Raw genomic sequence first — 17,300 nt, 5'->3', positions numbered from 1 at the left:
GCGCTAGCTCAAGCGCCTGGCGATCGCGACGAACTCGGCGACACTCACCGTCTCCGCCCGCCGCGTCGCCTCGATCCCCTCGGCCTCCAGCGCCTCAAGCGCGCCCGGCACCCCGCGCAGCGACTGGCGCAGCATCTTGCGCCGCTGCCCGAACGCGGCGGCGGTCACCCGCTCCAGCGCCGCCAGCGCCACACCGTCCGGCGCTGCGGTCGGTGTCAGGTGTACCACCGCCGACATCACCTTGGGCGGCGGCGTGAAGGCGGAGCGGTGTACCGGCATCGCGATCTTCGCGGTCGATCGCCACTGCGCCAGCACCGCCAGCCGCCCGTAAGCGTCGCCGCCGACCGGCGCGACGATCCGCTCCGCGACCTCGCGCTGGAACATCAACGTCAGCGATGTCCACCACGGCCGCCATTCCGCGGACAGCCAGCCGATCAGCAACGCAGTCCCCACGTTGTACGGCAGGTTGGCGACGATATGCGGCGCGCCCGCGAACAAGGTTCGGGCGTCGATTGCGGTTGCGTCGCCCTCGATCACGCGCAGCTTGCCCGGATAGGCCCCCTCCAGTTCGGCCAGCGCCGGGATGCAGCGCCGGTCGCGTTCGATCGCGGTCACCCGCGCACCCTGCGCCAGCAACGCCCGCGTCAGCCCACCGGGGCCGGGGCCGATCTCCAGCACCTCGGCGTCGGTCAGGTCGCCGGGAATGCGCGCGATCCGCCCGAGCAATTGCGCGTCGAACAGGAAATTCTGCCCCAGCGCCTTGGAGGCCGACAGTCCATGCCGCACGATCACGTCGCGCAGCGGCGGCAGCGCGGGAAGGCTCATGACGTGGCGCAGCGTGCGCGACAGGTCGCGGCCTCGTCCGCCATCAGGATCGCGGCGATCGTCGCGCCGGGGTGCGCCACACCCTGGCCGGCGATCCCGAAGGCAGTGCCGTGATCGGGCGAGGTCCGCACGATCGGCAGCCCCAGCGTCATGTTGACGCCATCGTCGAAGAACAAGGTTTTGAGCGGTACCAGCGCCTGATCGTGATACGGGCAGAGCGCAACATCGTAATGCGCCCGCGCGCGCGGATGGAACATCGTGTCTGCGGCCAGCGGCCCGCGCACGTCGATGCCCTCGTCACGAAGCTGCTCGATCGCCGGACGCATGACCTCGATCTCCTCGCGCCCGAGCGCGCCGTCCTCGCCGGCATGGGGGTTGAGCCCGGCAAAGGCGAGCCGCGGCCGCTCGATGGCGAAGTTGCGCGTCATCGCGCGCGCGGTCACACGTGCCTTGGCGAGGATCAACTCGACCGTCAGCAAGCCCGGCACGTCGGCAAGCGGCACGTGCGTCGTCATCGGCACGACGCGCAGCCCCGGACCGGCCAGCATCATCACCGCATTGTCGCGCGCGATCCCACAGCGTTCCGCGACGAATTCGGTCTGGCCGGGATAGGTGAAGCCGGTCTGGTAGAGCTGCGCCTTGGAAACCGGCCCGGTCACCAGCGCGCGCCCCGCGCCCGAGCGCACCAGCCCGGTCGCCAGTTCCAGCGCGCGCACCGCGCAGCGCGCGCCGTCGATATCGGGCACGCCGGGAACGATCTCGCCGGCGTCCTGCACGGTCAGCACCGGCAAGGCCTCGCCGAACACCTCCGGTACGGCGTTCAAGTCCGATACTGCCGCGACGGGACCGTTCCAGACGCGCGCGATCGCGCGGCGATCGCCCACGGCCACGAAAGGCGGCAGCGCGCGCTCGCGGCGCGCGTCCCATGCCTTGGCGATCGTCTCGGGACCGATCCCCGCGGGATCGCCCATCGATATGACGATCGGCCCGGTCACGCGCGTGTCCTCAACGATATTCGATGACCGCGTCGCGCCGCAGGTCGCGCAACGCCTGTTGCGCGCGCAGGTTGACGCGTTGCTGCTCGAGCTGGTTCTGGATCTGCTGCGCGCCCGGCAACTGCCCGCCCTGCGCCTCGTCGCGCCCGCACATCACGAGCGTGCGGACACCCTCGGTCGGCGAGCCGAACGGCGGCGTCGCCTGACCGACCTGAAGCTTGAGCATGATCGCCTGCAACGGCGCCGGCAGATCGCGGATGCGGATCGCGTCATTGTCGACCACCTCGGCGTTCAGCGACGCGGCGACCTTCGCGACCGAGCCGCAGCCTTGCAGCTTCTGGATCGCCTCGGCGAACGCGCTGGTGCGCGCCGTCGCCTGCGTCTGTGTCGTCCCGGCCGGGAACTTGATCGTCAGCTGCTTGAGGCTGAGCCGCGCGTCACGCGGATCGGCGGTCAGCACCTGGCGCTTGTCGACCAGATACAGGATCGAGAACCCGCCCGGCGTTGCGACCGGCCCGGCGACCTGCCCGACCTGCATCGTCTGCGCAGTCTCGGCGAGCGGCCCCGGCAGCTGCGCGGCGCGCACCCAGCCGAGATCGCCGCCCACGCCACGCGTCGACGCCTCGGAGAAGTTGCGCGCAAAATAGCTGAACGGCGCCTGGCCCTTGCTGATCTCGGCGATCAGCTGCTTGCTGTTGTCGAACACCTGCTGCTGGCGATCGGGCGTCGCGGCGAGATAGATTTCGTTGAGGTGGTATTCCTCGGTGCCCTTCGCGGCCTCGAGCCGGTCGAGGATCGCCTTCACCTCTTCGTCACCGACGTTGACGAACGGCTCGACGCGCTTGCTCAAATAGCGGTTCCACGCCAGCTCGCCCTCGATCTGGCGGCGCAGCGAGCGATCCGACGAGCCCTGTTCACGCAGCCAAGTGGTGAGCTGCGCGGGGGTCTTCTGAAGGTTGCGCGCGACCCCGGCGAACGCCTGATCGATCTCGCCCTTCGTCACCGTGATGTCCGCAACCTTCGCCTGCTGGATCTGCAGCGTCTCGTCGATCAGCTGGCGGAGTACCTGCAATTGCAGCTTCTCGCGCTCCTCGGCATTCAGCTTCGCGTTGTTCGCCGCGGCGATGAAATTGACGCGCTGGTCGACATCGGTGCCGGTGATGATCGACTCGTTGACGATTGCGGTCGCCTTGCGGACGTTCGGATCGACCTTGCCGAAGATCTGGAGATCCTTGGGCAGATTCAGCCCGGTCGTGTCGCGGGCGGTCTCAACGTCCTGTGCGAGGGCGACGCCCGTCACGCCGAGCGCCACGATCGTCCCCAGCAACCGGCGGGTCAGCGCCACGCCCTTTGTCTTCATCATCACGTCCGTCTCGAAATCCCGATGAGGTGCGCCTGTCGCCGCCGCGGCGCTTGTGCCGGAAAACAACTGAACCGCGGCTTAGCGGCCGAGGTTCTTCAAGGAAAGCGTCAACAGATAGCTGTTGCCGCTCCGCGCGTCGCCGACGTTGCGATAATCGCGCTTCCACGCCAGCCCCAGATTGAGACAATCGTCCTCATAGGCGACGCCGACGCGGTGACGGATCGGCGAAAAGCCGTCCGAGGTCGACAACGGGTCCTCGGCGCGGTTGGTCAGGTCGACGATCGCCGACCCCCATGCCGACCAGAAGCGCGTGATGCCGACGCGTCCGCCGACGCGGACTTCCTCGCGGTCCTGCAGATCCTCCAGCACGTCGATGTCGCGGTTGAGCCGCAGGTAGCCGACCGTCGCATAGGTCTGGCGCGTGCCGACCGTCGCGTCGATCTCGTTACGGCGGATCGAGAAATTGTCCTTGTCGATGCGATAGCGATGCGTGAGCGTCACCAGCTCGCCGAAGCGGATGTTGGTACGGCCGACGATGTCGGAAAAGCGGTCCGACAGGCCGGTGCCGTCGGGCAGGATGCTCGGCCGCTCGTTGAGGCGATAGCTCTGCCCGACGTTCGCGGAGATCGCGATCCGGTCGAGGTCCAGCGCCCATTCCGCGCCATAGGTGACGCGGCTCGAATCCTCCCACCGGTCATAACCCGAGAAGCGATTGAGCGCGAACAGGTTTGAATCCTCCAGATCGACCGCGCGCGCGTCCTCGTTGGGAACCTGGATGTTGCGCGTCTTCGGCGTCGCGACCACCTGCACGCGCGGGGTGAATCGCTGGAAGCCGCCGAACAGCTCACCGACGAACGGCCAGCGGACATCCGCCGCCAGCGCACCGATCAAGCGGGTCTGAAACCCTTCGATGCCGCGATAGCTGACGATCGACGTCGCCGCGACGTTCTGCGTGTCATAGGCGTCGGCGCGCCCGAACGCGGTCAGCGTCACTTCCTGTCCGAGCACCGTGATCCCGCGCCAGTCCCACCGCGCGCTGCCGAACGCGCGTTGCGTGTCCTGACCGGCCTTGCGCCCGATCGCCAGCGAGTTGAGTTGGAGCTGCAACGTGCCGCCGAGTAGCGCGTCGGGCACGCGGCGGCGATAGTCGATCTCGGGCAGCGCGACCGGCTGCATCCCCTGCTGGTCGCCGACGCGCAACGTCTGCACCGCCCAGCCGGCGATCGACAGATAGCTGTTCGGATCGACGCGTTCGAGCGCCAGCGTCGTGCGCAGCCGGTCCTCGTTCGAGATGTCGTAGCGGCGCAGGAAGGTCCGGTCGGTCACCAGCCGCAGCGACCCCGACAGACTCCAATTGGGGTCGAACTGGAAGCGTCCCGCGCCATCCAGATAGCCGCGGAACGCACGCTCGGTATCGGAGGTGGTGATATCGGCGAGGTTCTGCGTCCGCCGGCTGCTCGTCGCAAACCCGCGGATGGAATAGGCGCCCAGCTCGTTCAATCCGCTGTAGCGCGCCTCCATCATCGGCACTTCTGACGTGAAGATATGCGGGGCGAGCACGAGCGACTGGTTGGGGCCGAGCGCGAGATTGAACGGCAGCACGAGCTCGGCACCGTTGAGCCGCGTCAGACCGATTGAGGGGGTGAGCAGCCCGGTGTCGTTGCTCGCCGCGACCGAATTGCTGAACCGCGGCAAGGCCGGGCTGGTGAGCCCGAACAGATGGAAGCGCGCGCCCTCGTAATAGACGCGCTCCTTGTCGGGTCGGTAGATGACCTTGACCGCGGTGATCTTCCACGTCGGCTCACGCGGGCAGCCGTCCGATCCCGTGACGGCGCACGGCGAATAGACCGCTCGGTCGAGATTCATCGTCCCGTCCGCCTCGCGCACGCCGCGCACCGCCGCCAGGCGGCCGCCCTGCTCCAGCACGACCAGCAGGTTGTCGACGATGCCGTCTTTCAGCGTGTCGGTCAGCTCGATCGAATCGCCATAAGCGACGTCACCCTGCGGGTTGGTCACCGCGACATTGCCGGTTGCGACGACCTTCCCGCTCTTGCGGTTCCACACCACCTTCTCGGCGCGCAGCCGCTCGCCGGCGCGGCTCATCCGCACCTCGCCGGTCGCGGTCACGACGTCGACGGTATAGTCATATTCGAGCGCACCGGCGCTGAACTGCACCTGATCACTGTCGGCAGGGCTAGTCCCGGCCGCCGGCGCAGGCGCGGCGCCCGCAGGAACCTGAAGCGACTGCGCTGCGGCCGGTGCGGCCAGCGCCAGACACAGCGCAGCGCCGGCGAGAAGATCGAAACGCATCACGTCGTCGTCGTTGCCCCGTTCGCGCGACCGACCGGAAATGGCGGCCACGCCGTTGCCGCCTATCGCATCGCCACGCCGAGCCTGCAACGCTTTGCCATTTCACCGCCCGGTGCCTAGGTAGGCGGCATGTTGGAAGAGGATACAGGAATGCAGATCGCCTTCACCGCCGACCGTCCCGCCGATGCTGCGGTTCTGGCGCTGCCGGTCCGCAAGGATGCGGGCACCGCCGGGTTGATCGCCGGTGCCGACACGCTGCTGGCCGCCGCGGCGGAAGGGCAGCGCTTCACCGGCGAGGCGGGGAGCGTCGCGGAGCTGTTCGTTCCGGTCGGGCAGGGCACGCAGCGCGTGCTGCTGCTGGGAGTCGGCGCCGGGGACGATGCCGCTTTCGAGCGGGCGGGCGGGGCGCTCACCGCCCGGCTGCTCACCTCGGGGGTCACCCGGGCGGTGGCGGATGTGCACGACGCGCCGGCGCTCGCCAGCGCGCGCTTTGCGGCGGGCGTAGCGCAGCGCGCATGGCGCTTCGACGAATATCGCACCAAGCTCCCCGAGAAGCAGAAGCCGACGCTGACCGCGGTCACGATCGTCGGCGACGATGCCGAATGGACCGGGCGCGAAGCCGTAACACGCGGGCTGGGGCTGGCGCGGACGCTCGCGACGCTCCCGCCGAACATCCTCTACCCGGAAAGCTTCGTCGCGCGTGTGCTGGAAGCCGTCGACGGGCTCGGGATCGACGTGACCGTGCTCGGCGAAAAGGAGCTCGCCGATCTTGGCGCGGGCGCGTTGCTCGGCGTGTCGCAGGGCTCGCGGCGTGAGGCGCAGGTGCTGGCGCTCAAGTGGAGCGGCGCCGGGGACGACGCGCCGCTTACGGCGCTGATCGGAAAGGGCGTCACGTTCGACACCGGGGGCATTTCGATCAAGCCGGCCGCCGGCATGGAAGACATGAAGTGGGACATGGGCGGCGCGGCGGCGGTGGCCGGCGCGATGCTGACGCTCGCCGCGCGCAAGGCAAAAGCCAATGTTATCGGTGTCATGGGGCTCGTCGAGAACATGCCCGACGGCAATGCGCAGCGGCCGGGCGACGTTGTCACCAGCATGTCGGGGCAGACGATCGAGGTCATCAACACCGATGCCGAGGGCCGGCTGGTGCTGTGCGATTGCATCACCTGGGTCCAAAATACCCATAAGCCGACGCGCATCGTAGACCTCGCGACGCTGACCGGCGCGATGATCGTCGCGCTCGGTAACGAATATGGCGGGCTGTTCAGCAACGACGATACGCTTGCCGGGCAGCTGCTGGCGGCGGGCGTCGCCACCGGCGACAAATTGTGGCGCTTCCCGCTCTCGGATGCCTACGACAAGCTGATCGACTCGCCGATCGCCGACGTGAAGAACGTCGGGCCGCGTGGCGCGGGATCGATCACCGCCGCGCAATTCCTGCAGCGCTTCGTCGACGAGGGCGTCGCCTGGGCGCATCTCGACATCGCCGGCATGGTGTGGGCGGACAAGGACGGCCCGACCTGGGCGAAGGGCGCGACCGGCTATGGCGTGCGCGTCCTCGACCGGTTCGTCGCCGACACCTGCGAGGGCTAGGCCCGGGCGATGCAGGTCGACTTCTACCACCTGACCCGGATGCCGCTGGAGCGGGCGCTCCCGCAGATCGCGGCGAAGGTGGTGGCGTCGGGCGCGCGGTTGCTGATCGTCGCCGCCGATGAAGAGCGGCGCGCCGCGCTCGACCGGTTGCTGTGGAACTATGCGCCGGACAGCTTCCTGCCGCACGCGCAGCAGGGCGGCGCGGCGGACGAGCGGCAGCCGATCCTGATCGCCGCGGACGTCAATCCGGCCAATCGCGCGCGGCACATCGCGCTGGTCGACGGCGAATGGCGCGACGCGGCGCTCGACTTCGACCGCGCCTTCCACTTCTTCGACGAAGAGCATATCCGTGCCGCGCGCGCGGCGTGGAAGGAGCTGGCGGCGCGCGACGGGGTCGAGCGGCGCTATTGGAAGCAGAACGAGGCGGGGCGCTGGGAACAGACGGCCTGAGCGCTCGCTTGCATCGCCGCCCGCGCCCGCCTAGGGCGACCCCACTTTCCATCCTATCCATTTCAGGAGCCCGTGACCGTCATGGCCGCGAACCGTACCTTCTCGATCATCAAGCCCGATGCCACGCGCCGCAACCTGACCGGCGCTGTCACCAAGATGCTGGAGGAGGCCGGCCTGCGCGTCGTCGCGTCCAAGCGCATCCAGATGACCAAGGAGCAGGCCGAGGGCTTCTACGCGGTCCACAAGGAGCGTCCGTTCTTCAACGACCTGGTGTCGTTCATGACCTCGGGCCCGGTCGTCGTGCAGGTGCTGGAAGGCGAGAACGCCATGCAGCGCAACCGCGACATCATGGGCGCCACCAACCCCGAGAACGCCGCGCCGGGCACGATCCGCAAGGAACTGGCCGAGTCGATCGAGGCGAACACCGTCCACGGTTCGGACTCGGACGAGAATGCCGCGATCGAGATCGCCTATTTCTTCAAGCCGGAAGAGATCGTCGGCTGATATGGACTGGCGCCTGCGCCGTGCGGGGCCGGCGGACGCCGCCGCGCTCTCGCTGGTAGCGGGCGCCACCTTTCTCGAAGCGTTCGCGGGCATCCTCGACGGCACCGACATCGTCGCGCACGTCACCCGCAACAGCAGCGCGGCGGCGTTCGGGGCGTATCTGTTCGACGATGCGATCGCGACGCTCGCCGAAGCCGACGCCGGCGCCGCGCCGATCGGCTATACACTGCTGACCCGGCCCGATCTGCCCGTGGCGATGGAGCCGGGCGACATCGAGCTGAAGCGTATCTACGCGCTCTTCCCCACGCATGGCAGTGGCCTCGGCCCGGCGTTGATGGCACGCGCGATCGACGATGCGCGAGCGCGCGGCCACCATCGCCTGCTGCTCGGCGTCTACGGCCGCAACAGGCGTGCGCAGCGCTTCTACGAGAAGCAAGGCTTCACGGTCGCGGGTACGCGGCGCTTCCGCGTCGGCGCAACGTGGCACGACGATCTGATTTACGCGCGCGCGATCTGAACCGACATTTTCCGACTTGATCCGGTTCGTCGACGATCTTGGAGCGTGATGACGTCAATTTGATCCGTCATCGCGAGCGTAGCGAAGCAATCAGGGCGTCCGGTCCGGCCCTGGATCGCTCCGCTACGCTCGCAATGACGAACGACACGGTCGACCTCACGCCATCATGATCTAGATCCCGACGCGGAACGTGACCCGCACGTCGCGTCCGGCGAGCGGTGCGAAATCCTTCAGCACGCTCGCGGCGCGGCGCGCCTCGACGTCGAAAATGTTGTTCGCCGCCAGCAGGATGCTGCGCCGGTCGCTGCCGCCCCACGGATGGAACGACAAGGACGCGTTCACCATCGTATAGCCCTCGGTGCGCGTCTCGAACGGTGCGGTGCGGTTTTGCGCGAAGGCGCGCTCCACCTCGACGCGCGCGCCGCTGGTGTCGTTGCGCGCCTCGATCCCGCCCAGCAGACGCAGCGGCGGGATGCGCGGCACCGGGCCACGGTCGACCACCTCGGCATGGACGTAATCGCCCAGCAGGTCGGCGGTGATGACATGCGTCCCGATCGTCGCGAGCCGCGCCGAGGCATCCGCCTCGAAGCCGTAATAGCGCGCCTTGGCCTGACGATAACGGAAGCAGGGCAGCTCGACCTCACCCTGCGCCGCGGTCGCGCACGCTGTTTCGGCGACCTGTGACTCGTAGATGTAATTGTCGAACCAGTTGTAATAGGCCGACGCATCGAGGCTGAAAATCTGGTTGTGGGCATGAAGCGTCGCCTCCAGCCCCCACGACGTCTCGGCGCGGAAATCAGGATTGCCCAGCTCATACGCCTGCGTTCCGGCGTGTGGCCCGTTGGCGAACAATTCCTCCGCCGACGGTGCGCGCGCGGTGCGCGATCCGTTCAACCCGATCCGCACGCCCTCGGCGAGCGTATAGGCTCCGCCCAGCGACCCCGACCAGGTGCCGAAGCTGCGATCCGCCCCGGTGAAGCGCTCGGTGCCTTCGCGGAAGCCGGGATCGGCGGTCAGCCGGGTGTGTTCGTAGCGCAGCCCGCCCTCGGCCTTGAACCGGCCGTTCTCGAATTGCTGGAGCGTGAAGAGCCCGGTCTGTTCGGTCTGGTTGCGCGGCAGGAATGCCTCCTCGCCGACCACGTCGAAGGCACGGCTGAAATATTGCACGCCGCTGGCGCCGCGCCATGCGCCACGCTTGGCCTGCACCACCTCGAGCCGCGCCTCCAGCCCCTTGTTGTAGAAAGCGGTACCGACCGAGCCGTCTTCCTCCAGCTCGAAATGCCGGTAATTGGCATGCGCTGCGCGCACCCGGATCGCGTCGACGAAGGCGCCGTGCGGCGTCACCTCGGCGCGGAGATCGTAGCGGTTCTGCACCACGTCGAGCCGCGGCGCTTCCTGTTCCTGCCCGAGCGCGGTCGCATAGCGGACCGGCACGCCGTACACGCTGTCGTAATGGCCGTAGGAGACGCCGAGCATCCCGCCATCGGTGATGATCGACGCACCCGCGCCGGCGGTCCACGTTTCCGCAGCGCTGTTGGGCAGCTTGCCGCGCAGCGCCGCGTTCGCGGCGAAGTCGATCGGCTCGTCGCCGTCCTGCGGCACGCCCGCCAGCGCGAGCGAGGCGCGGCGCGCCGCCCGCGACAGAATGAACCCGCCGGTGCGCAGATCGTCCGCCTTAAGATACGATCCGTCGACGTGCAGGACGAGCGGCCCGGCCGCGGTCACGTCCGCCGCGCCGCCCACCGAGCGCTCGTTTGCCGCGCTGCCATAGGTGCCGATCGCATCGACCCGGGAACCGTTCTCCGGCAGCGCGCGCGGGATGCGCCGGTCGACGACGTTGACGACGCCGCCGACCGCCGACGAACCATAGAGCAACGCCGCCGGCCCGCGCAGCACCTCGACGCGCTCGGCGAGCAAAGGATCGATCACCACCGCATGGTCGACCGAGGTGTTCGAGACGTCGATCGAGCCGATCCCGTCGGTCAGCACGCGGATGCGATCGCCCTGGAAGCCGCGCAGGATCGGGCGCGACGCATTCGGGCCGAACGAGGTCGCCGATACGCCCGGCAGCCGCGCCAGCGTCTCGCCGATCGTCGGGCGCAGCTCGCGGGTCAGATTGGCCCCCGTCAGCACCGACGTGCCCTGCAGCACGTCGGTCTCGCTCGTCTGGATCGGTGCGGTGACGATCACCTCGTCCGAGCGGTGCGGATCGCCCTGGCGCGACCGGTCGACGATCTGGGCGGCGGCGGGCACGGCGAGCGGCGCAAGCGCCACCGCGGCAAACAACATGGTCTTCATGGCGACTCCCTTATCGGACCCCCATAGCGCCATGTTACAACATATCAATATCCAAACGGCTCAGCCGTTCGCCTCGCGGTCGACGCCGTCGATGATCTTGCCGCCGGCCATGAACACCACGATCGTGCACGCACCGAACATGATCCAGCCCGGCAAGCCTGGAAAGCGGTGCAGATAGGTCATGCCGCGTTCGACCGCCCCGGTGGCGATCGCATAGATCAGCATGAACGCCTCGAACTTCGTCTTGACGACGAACAGCCGCGCAAAAGCGCGCCACCAGCGTTGCAGCCGCGCCGTCACGCGCGCAACTCCGTCAGCTCCAGCTCCTCGACCAGCGCGGCGCGGGCGGTCGCGATCCGCTCAAGTACGAGAGGATCGCCGAGATCATCCGGCGCGATGGCTTCGGGCCAATGGCGGTCGATCACCGCCGCAATCCGGTCGAGCCGTCGATCGTCGACGAGGAAGCGCGGGTCGACCGTCGCCGGATCGCAGACGACGCGCAGCCGGAGGCACGCCGGGCCGCCGCCATTGGCCATCGATTCGCGGACATCGACCACCTCGACGCGCCGGACCGGGCCGTTGCCGGCGAGATGCGCCTCGATCCAGCGCCACACGCTCGGGTTGGCGCGCGCTTCCTCGGGCACGATCAGCGTCGGAACGCCATCGGGCGGGGTGACGAGCTGTGCGTTGAACAGATAGGAGCCGATCGCGTCGGCCAGGCTCACCGCCGCCGCCGGGACTTCCACGATCTCGATCTCGGGAAGCAGCCGGCGAAGATCGGCGTAGAAAACGTCACGATCCGCGAACGCCTGTTCGTGCGCCAGCAGAATGCGCTCATTGGCGACCGCGACCACGTCGTTGTGGAACGCCCCGGCGGCGATCGCCTCGACCGATTGCTGGACGAACAGCGTCCGCGCCGGATCGAGCCCGTGATGCCGCGCCACCGCGCGGCTCGCCTCGACATGCTGGCGCGCCGGGAAGGCACCACCGGACACGCCGTAGACGAACACCTCGACGCCCGGCGCATCGTGCGCGCTGCAGAGCCGCATGTGGTTGGCCGCTCCTTCGTCGCCGAACGGCGGCAAGACCGGCGGCCGCACGACGAACCGCGCGGCGTCGGCGAAGGCGACCTGCAATTGTGCGAGCGTCGCTGGCCATTCGTGGCTGCGATGCGGCATCGTCACCAGATTGGCGACGGTCAGGTGGCAGCGCCCGTCGGCGGTGTCGGGGGCGGGCGAGACGGTCGCGGCATTGGCGGCCCACATCGACGAGGCGGACAGCGCCTGCGCTTTCAGGTGTGCCGGCGCCGACTCATAGTCGATCGCGAGCCGCGCCAGCCAGCCGTGATCGGGGCGCGGCGGCGGGATCAGCACGCCCTGCACCAAGCCGAGCGCGAGATTGGCGCGCATCTTCGCCACGCCCTGCAACGCCGCCGCGCGCGGATGCGCGACCTGCCCGGCATTGGCGGTGGCGGCGAGATTGCCGGGGCTCAGCCCGGCATAATTGTGGCTGGGGCCGACGATCCCGTCGAAGTTGATCTCGCGTATCATATCCGTCCGATCCAGCTCACGCGGTCGCCTTCGCGCAGCCGTAACGCCGCCGCCGCAGCCGGGTCCAGCGTGACGCCCTCCTCGGTCGTCCCGATCCGGGCATAGGCGCACCGGAACGCCGCGAGCCGGCCGGTCGCGACCAGCGCCTCCGCGGAGCCACCCTCGCGCACCGCCACGACCGTCGCATCCTGCGCGTCGCGCAGCGTTCGGATCTGGTCGGTCTTCACCGTCATCGTCGGTCCGCCGTCGAAGATGTCGATGTAATTCTCGAACGCAAAACCTTCATTCTCCAGCATCCGCATCGCGGCGCGCCCGGAGGGATGCGGCAGCCCGATCGACGCACGCGCATGGTCGGAAAGCATCGCGGTATAGATCGGATGCTTGGGCATCAGGTCGGCGATGAATTGATGCCCGTGCACCGCATTGAACTCGTCGGCCTGCTGGAAGCCCATGCCGAAGAACCGCCCGGCGAGCCCGTCCCAGAACGGCGACCCGCCCGCCTCGTCGATCACGCCGCGCAGCTCGGCCAGCGTCCGGTCGGCGAAGCGCGGGCGATGCGCGCGGATGAACAGATAGCGGCTGCGCGCCAGCAGCAGCCCCAAACCGCCCGCGCGCTCGCCGGGGTGGAGGAACAGTCCGCCGACCTCGCTCGCGCCCTCCAGATCGGTGGTCAACGACAGCATCTCGGCCCGGAACGTCCGCGACAGCTCGCGGCTGTGCTGGGTCAGCGTGCCGAGCCGGTAGCTGTAGAAGGGATGCTTCTGCCCGACATGCGTGAACAGCTGGCATGTCCCGCGCACCTCGCCGGTGACGTTGTTCTCCAGCATCAGCACGAAGAGTTCGTCGCTCACCGCGGTGTCGTCATGTCCGAACGCGACCGCGCTGCGGTCGAGCTTCGCGGTCAGCGCGTTGCGATCGGGGGGCAGGTTGGTGAAACCGCCGCCGGTCAGCTTCGCCATCTCGTAGAGATGCGACAGATCGTGCCGGTCGGCGGCGCGGATCACGAACGTCATGCCAGCGCTCCCTCGGCCAGTCGCAGAATCGTCACCACCGACAATGCGGCGCGCTCGGCGAGGCTGTCGACGATCAGATATTCGTCGGCGGAATGGATCGCGCCGCCGCGCGCGCCCATCGTGTCGACCACCGGCACGCCGCACGCCGCGATATTGTTGCCGTCGCAGACGCCGCCGGTATCACGCCACGCGATCGGCTGGCCGAGGTCGGCGCCCGCGCCGCGGACCAGGTCGAACAGCCGCGCGGCGCCCGCGTCGATCGGTTTGGGCGGCCGGTTGAAGCCGCCATGTACCGCCACGCGCACGTCATGGGCTTCCTGCACGGCGGTGACCGCGGCATCGATCGCGAGGCGGGCGCGCGCGATCTCGGCGGCGTCAGCCGGGCGGAAGTTGACGCGCAGGACCGCGAGATCGGGAACGACATTGTTCGGGCCGCCGCCGTCGATGCGCGCCGGGTTCACCGCCAGTCGGGACGAGCGCTCGGCGTGGAGCCGTACCGCCAGCGCGCTCGCCGCGACGATCGCGTTGCGGCCGTCCTCAGGGTTGCGCCCGGCATGGGCGGCGCGGCCGCGCACCACGATCGAGAAATTGCCGGTTCCGCCGCGCGCGCCGGCCAGCGTGCCGTCGGGCAGCGCGGGTTCGTAGGTCAGCGCCGCCAGCTTGCCGCGTGCCGCCTCCGCCAGCAGTCCGGCGGACGACAGCGAGCCGGTCTCCTCGTCGGAATTGATGACCACGTCATAACCGAGCCGCGTACCGCGCGCTTCGATCGCCAGCAGCGCTTCGAGCATCAGCGCCAGCCCGCCCTTCATGTCCGCGACGCCGGGGCCGTTGAGCACACCGGGCTCGCGCCATTGCAACGACTGGAACGGGTGATCGGCGGGATAGACCGTGTCCATATGCCCGGTCAGCAACAGCCGCACCGGCGCATCGGGGCGCACCGACACCCGCAGATGCCGGCCATGCGAGAGCGGCTCGATCCGCCCGTCGGCCGCGACGCTGTCGGCTGGCGTCGGCTCGACCAACTCGATCGCGCCCGGCAGCGCGGCAAAGGCGTCGGCCAGTTCCGCCGCCATCGCCGCGCAGCCCGCGACGTTGCGCGTGCCGCTGTTGATCGCGGCCCAGCGCTCGACCCGCGCCAGCATCGCGCCCGCGTCGATCCTCTCCAGCGATGCCCGTTCAAAGGGCGATAGATTGTTCATGCCGCCACCGTAGCGACCCGATCGCCGAAACGGAACACAGCGCCGTTCACCGCGCTTCGCGACGGCATCGCCTCAGAAGGCGTAGACCAGCGACGCGCGGCTGGTGGTATCGGTCGTCACGCGCCCGTTGGGCGGTTCGCTTTCATATTGCAGCGTGTACGACAGCCGCGCCGACAACGGCCCGAGCAGCTTCGCCTCGATCGCCGACACGCTGCGGATCGTGCTGTTATAGCGTTCCCAATAGCCCGACGCGCTCTGCGTCGCCGTCAGGCCGCTGAACAAGGTCCAGTTCAGCTCCACGCTGCCGCGCGCGGCGAGACTGCCCTGCATCGTGCGATCGGTAAAGTCGGTCTGCCGGAACGCCGGCCCCAGTTCGACGTCGAGCGTCAGGCCGTTGCGGCGAAACACGCTGTAGCCCGCACCGACCGACGCCGAATAACGGTTGAAATAGCCGAGGAAGCGATCGGACTCATACTGACCGTTGCCGTAGATATAGCCACGATCGTTGAGCTTGTAGTTCGGCTGATACCCCAGCGCATAGCGTTCGCGGCTGGTCACGCCGCCGGTACGCTGGAAATCGGCCTGTGCCGTTACGCGATGCCGCCAGCGCAGCCCCTCGCGGCTCAGGTCGGCGACGCCGGTGATGCCGGTGACGTCGGAATTGCCGGTCGAGACGAATCCGCCCGCCTCGACCCGCCCGCTCCAGAGCTGGAACGCGCTGGCCTGGCGTACCCGCTCGTTGCGCGCGCGGGCGCGGGCTTCCTTCCACTCGGTCGCGCGGCGCAGCACCAGGTCGCGCGAGCCCGGATCGCCCGCGCGCGCATATTTGACGAGCGTGTCGACACCACCTTCGTCGCCGGCCTGCATCGCGGCATCCAGCATCGCGCGCATTTCCGGCGAGATTTCCGGGCCGGGGATCCTGCCGAGCGTGACCCCGACATCGTTGAGCACCGGTTCCGGTACGTCGAGCGGCGGCGCGGTGATGAGGACCTGCTCGACCTCCAGTTCGGGCCGTTGCAGCGTCGTCTGCCGCCGCGCGCGCCGCGCCGATGCGCGTCGTCGCGCCGGCGCGACAGCCGGCTCCGGCAGCGCGGCAAGGCACACCGTCCCGATCAGCACCGACAGCATCGCGCGGGGCCGCCGTTCAGCGCGGCGTCGCGCCGCCACCCGGCAGATGCGGGGCAAAAGCGGCAAGCACGTCGCGATACAATTGCGCCTTGAACGGCACGATCAGCTGCGGAAGGTCGGCGGGCGCCGCCCAGCGCCACGCGCGGAACTCCGGATGCGGCGTGTCGATATGGATGTCGCTGTCCTCGCCATCGAAGCGGAACAGGAACCAGCGCTGCCGCTGTCCGCGATATTTCCCCTTCCAGACCTTGCCGATCATCTCGGGCGGCAGGTCGTAGCAGAAGTCCTCGGGTGCCTCGGCGATCAACGTCACCTTGTCGGCGGTGACGCCGGTTTCTTCCCACAATTCGCGAACGGCAGCGGCTTGCGCATCCTCGCCGGGATCGATCCCGCCCTGCGGCATCTGCCACGCCTCCAGGACATTATCGATCCGCTGACCGACGAACACCTGCCCGTCGCGGTTGATGAGCATCATGCCCGCGCACGGGCGATAGGGCAGGGAGTCTGGCGCAGTCATGCCGGTCGAATAGGCCGCACCTCGAAGCGCTTCAAGCCGCCGCTTGCGCGATTGCGATAGCGTGCGGCGCCGCTGCGACCGCCGCGCGCACCGCGGCCAGAAATGCCGCGAGATCCTGCTGGCTCGACGGGATCGCACGCCGCAGCGTCGCAAAGCCGTGGATGTTGCCGCGCGCTTCCTGATAAGTGACGGGTACGCCCGCCAGCGCAAGCGCCGCAGCATAGGCGCGCGCCTGGTCGCGGAGCGGATCGAGCCCTGCCGCGACGATCACCGCCGGCGGCATCCCCGCCAGATCGGCGACGATCGGCGAGAAGCGCATGTCCTGCGGATCGGGGCGATAATGGTCGCCGAACCACGCCATCGTCTCGCGCGTCAGCAGAAAGCCGTCGCAGAACGCATCGAACGACGCGTAGGAGCGGGTGGCGTCGGTCGCCGGATAGATCGGTGCCTGGACGATCACCGGCGCGGCGGCCGGCCGGTCGCGCAGCGCCATGCTCGCCACGATCGCCAGATTGCCGCCCGCGCTGTCGCCGCTCAGCACCAGCCCGGTGACGGTCCGTTCCAGCGCCGCCGGACTCTCCGCCACCCACCGTACCGCCGCCTCGGCATCCTCGACCGCGGCGGGGAAGGGCGCTTCCGGAGCGAGCCGATAGTCGACCGAGATCACCGGCAGATCGAGCTGCCGCGCCATCTCGGCAGCGAGGCTGGCGTGGCTGGTGACGTTCCCGACCACCCAGCCGCCGCCATGAAAGAACACCAGTGCCGGACCGGCGGGGCGCTCGGCGCGCGCATCGAACAGCCGCGCGGGCAGCGCGCCGGCCGGACCGGGGATCGTCAGGTCGCGCACCACCGCCAGATCGCCGCGCGGCGGATCGGCGACGTCGCACATCGCCAGCATCGCGGCGCGCGCCTCCGCCACACTCATCTGATGGGTGCGCGGGCCGGGCAGGTTGTTGAGATAGCCGAGGAAAGCAGCGACATCTGGGCGGACGAACGGCGGCTTGGCGATGGTCGGTTCGGTCATTCGCTACTCCTGCG

The 17,300-nt window shown here is 68.9% G+C and carries 16 protein-coding genes; 4 read left to right on the top strand and 12 right to left on the bottom strand.

What is annotated here, in order from left to right; all coding sequences use genetic code 11:
* Positions 1-3: 3 nt before the first annotated feature.
* The 4 genes from rsmA to FHS97_RS01180 form a co-directional block, all read right to left on the bottom strand.
* The gene (gene rsmA, locus FHS97_RS01195; RefSeq protein WP_184032556.1) at positions 4-825 is read right to left on the bottom strand and encodes a 16S rRNA (adenine(1518)-N(6)/adenine(1519)-N(6))-dimethyltransferase RsmA; all 822 of its coding nucleotides are present in this window, start codon (positions 823-825) and stop codon (positions 4-6) included.
* Positions 822-1,820, bottom strand: coding sequence for a 4-hydroxythreonine-4-phosphate dehydrogenase PdxA (gene pdxA / locus FHS97_RS01190; protein ID WP_184032554.1), 999 nt, complete (start codon positions 1,818-1,820; stop codon positions 822-824). Before pdxA ends, rsmA begins: the two co-directional genes overlap by 4 nt.
* Positions 1,821-1,830: 10 nt before the next feature.
* Positions 1,831-3,183: a peptidylprolyl isomerase gene (locus FHS97_RS01185; RefSeq protein ID WP_184032552.1), complete on the bottom strand. Its 1,353-nt coding sequence runs from the start codon at positions 3,181-3,183 to the stop codon at positions 1,831-1,833.
* Positions 3,184-3,261: 78 nt separating this feature from the next.
* Positions 3,262-5,493 (bottom strand): LPS-assembly protein LptD, encoded by a 2,232-nt coding sequence (locus tag FHS97_RS01180; protein ID WP_184032550.1) that lies wholly within the window; start codon positions 5,491-5,493, stop codon positions 3,262-3,264.
* A 150-nt stretch (positions 5,494-5,643) separates the two neighbouring features.
* Here FHS97_RS01180 and FHS97_RS01175 point away from each other — a divergent pair, with 150 nt between their 5' ends.
* The 4 genes from FHS97_RS01175 (at position 5,644) to FHS97_RS01160 (ending at position 8,557) form a co-directional block, all read left to right on the top strand.
* A complete protein-coding gene (locus FHS97_RS01175; protein ID WP_184032548.1) occupies positions 5,644-7,086 on the top strand; it encodes a leucyl aminopeptidase in 1,443 nt (480 codons plus the stop codon).
* Between the two features lie 9 nt (positions 7,087-7,095).
* The gene (locus FHS97_RS01170) at positions 7,096-7,536 is read left to right on the top strand and encodes a DNA polymerase III subunit chi (protein ID WP_184032546.1); all 441 of its coding nucleotides are present in this window, start codon (positions 7,096-7,098) and stop codon (positions 7,534-7,536) included.
* 81 nt (positions 7,537-7,617) lie between these two features.
* On the top strand, positions 7,618-8,040 hold the full coding sequence (ndk, locus tag FHS97_RS01165; protein WP_066707774.1) for a nucleoside-diphosphate kinase: 423 nt from the start codon (positions 7,618-7,620) through the stop codon (positions 8,038-8,040).
* A gap of 1 nt (position 8,041) precedes the next feature.
* A complete protein-coding gene (locus FHS97_RS01160; protein WP_184032544.1) occupies positions 8,042-8,557 on the top strand; it encodes a GNAT family N-acetyltransferase in 516 nt (171 codons plus the stop codon).
* A gap of 171 nt (positions 8,558-8,728) precedes the next feature.
* On the opposite strand, the gene FHS97_RS01155 is transcribed toward FHS97_RS01160, so the two are convergent.
* The 8 genes from FHS97_RS01155 to FHS97_RS01120 all read right to left on the bottom strand — a co-directional run bounded on the left by FHS97_RS01155 (position 8,729) and on the right by FHS97_RS01120 (position 17,286).
* Positions 8,729-10,855 (bottom strand): TonB-dependent receptor, encoded by a 2,127-nt coding sequence (locus FHS97_RS01155; protein ID WP_184032542.1) that lies wholly within the window; start codon positions 10,853-10,855, stop codon positions 8,729-8,731.
* Between the two features lie 60 nt (positions 10,856-10,915).
* The gene (locus FHS97_RS01150) at positions 10,916-11,155 is read right to left on the bottom strand and encodes a hypothetical protein (protein ID WP_184033071.1); all 240 of its coding nucleotides are present in this window, start codon (positions 11,153-11,155) and stop codon (positions 10,916-10,918) included.
* Positions 11,152-12,405: an N-succinylarginine dihydrolase gene (locus FHS97_RS01145; RefSeq protein ID WP_184032540.1), complete on the bottom strand. Its 1,254-nt coding sequence runs from the start codon at positions 12,403-12,405 to the stop codon at positions 11,152-11,154. The genes FHS97_RS01150 and FHS97_RS01145 overlap by 4 nt, the downstream gene beginning before the upstream one ends.
* On the bottom strand, positions 12,402-13,418 hold the full coding sequence (locus tag FHS97_RS01140; protein ID WP_184032538.1) for an arginine N-succinyltransferase: 1,017 nt from the start codon (positions 13,416-13,418) through the stop codon (positions 12,402-12,404). Before FHS97_RS01140 ends, FHS97_RS01145 begins: the two co-directional genes overlap by 4 nt.
* Entirely contained in the window at positions 13,415-14,617 is a 1,203-nt protein-coding gene (locus FHS97_RS01135) for a hydrolase (protein WP_184032536.1), read from the bottom strand. Before FHS97_RS01135 ends, FHS97_RS01140 begins: the two co-directional genes overlap by 4 nt.
* Before the next feature lie 72 nt (positions 14,618-14,689).
* Positions 14,690-15,811, bottom strand: a complete 1,122-nt coding sequence (locus tag FHS97_RS01130) for a DUF481 domain-containing protein (RefSeq protein WP_246346359.1) — start codon at positions 15,809-15,811, stop codon at positions 14,690-14,692.
* A complete protein-coding gene (locus tag FHS97_RS01125) occupies positions 15,762-16,262 on the bottom strand; it encodes an RNA pyrophosphohydrolase (protein WP_184032534.1) in 501 nt (166 codons plus the stop codon). Before FHS97_RS01125 ends, FHS97_RS01130 begins: the two co-directional genes overlap by 50 nt.
* Positions 16,263-16,293: 31 nt before the next feature.
* Positions 16,294-17,286 carry an alpha/beta hydrolase gene (locus tag FHS97_RS01120; protein ID WP_184032532.1) on the bottom strand — a complete coding sequence of 331 codons (993 nt, stop codon included), beginning with the start codon at positions 17,284-17,286 and terminating at the stop codon, positions 16,294-16,296.
* Positions 17,287-17,300 lie beyond the last annotated feature (14 nt).

The sequence above is a fragment of the Sphingomonas endophytica genome (genome assembly GCF_014199415.1).
GTDB classification, from domain to species: Bacteria; Pseudomonadota; Alphaproteobacteria; order Sphingomonadales; family Sphingomonadaceae; genus Sphingomonas; species Sphingomonas endophytica.
This window is presented reverse-complemented; position numbering and strand designations above follow the sequence as displayed.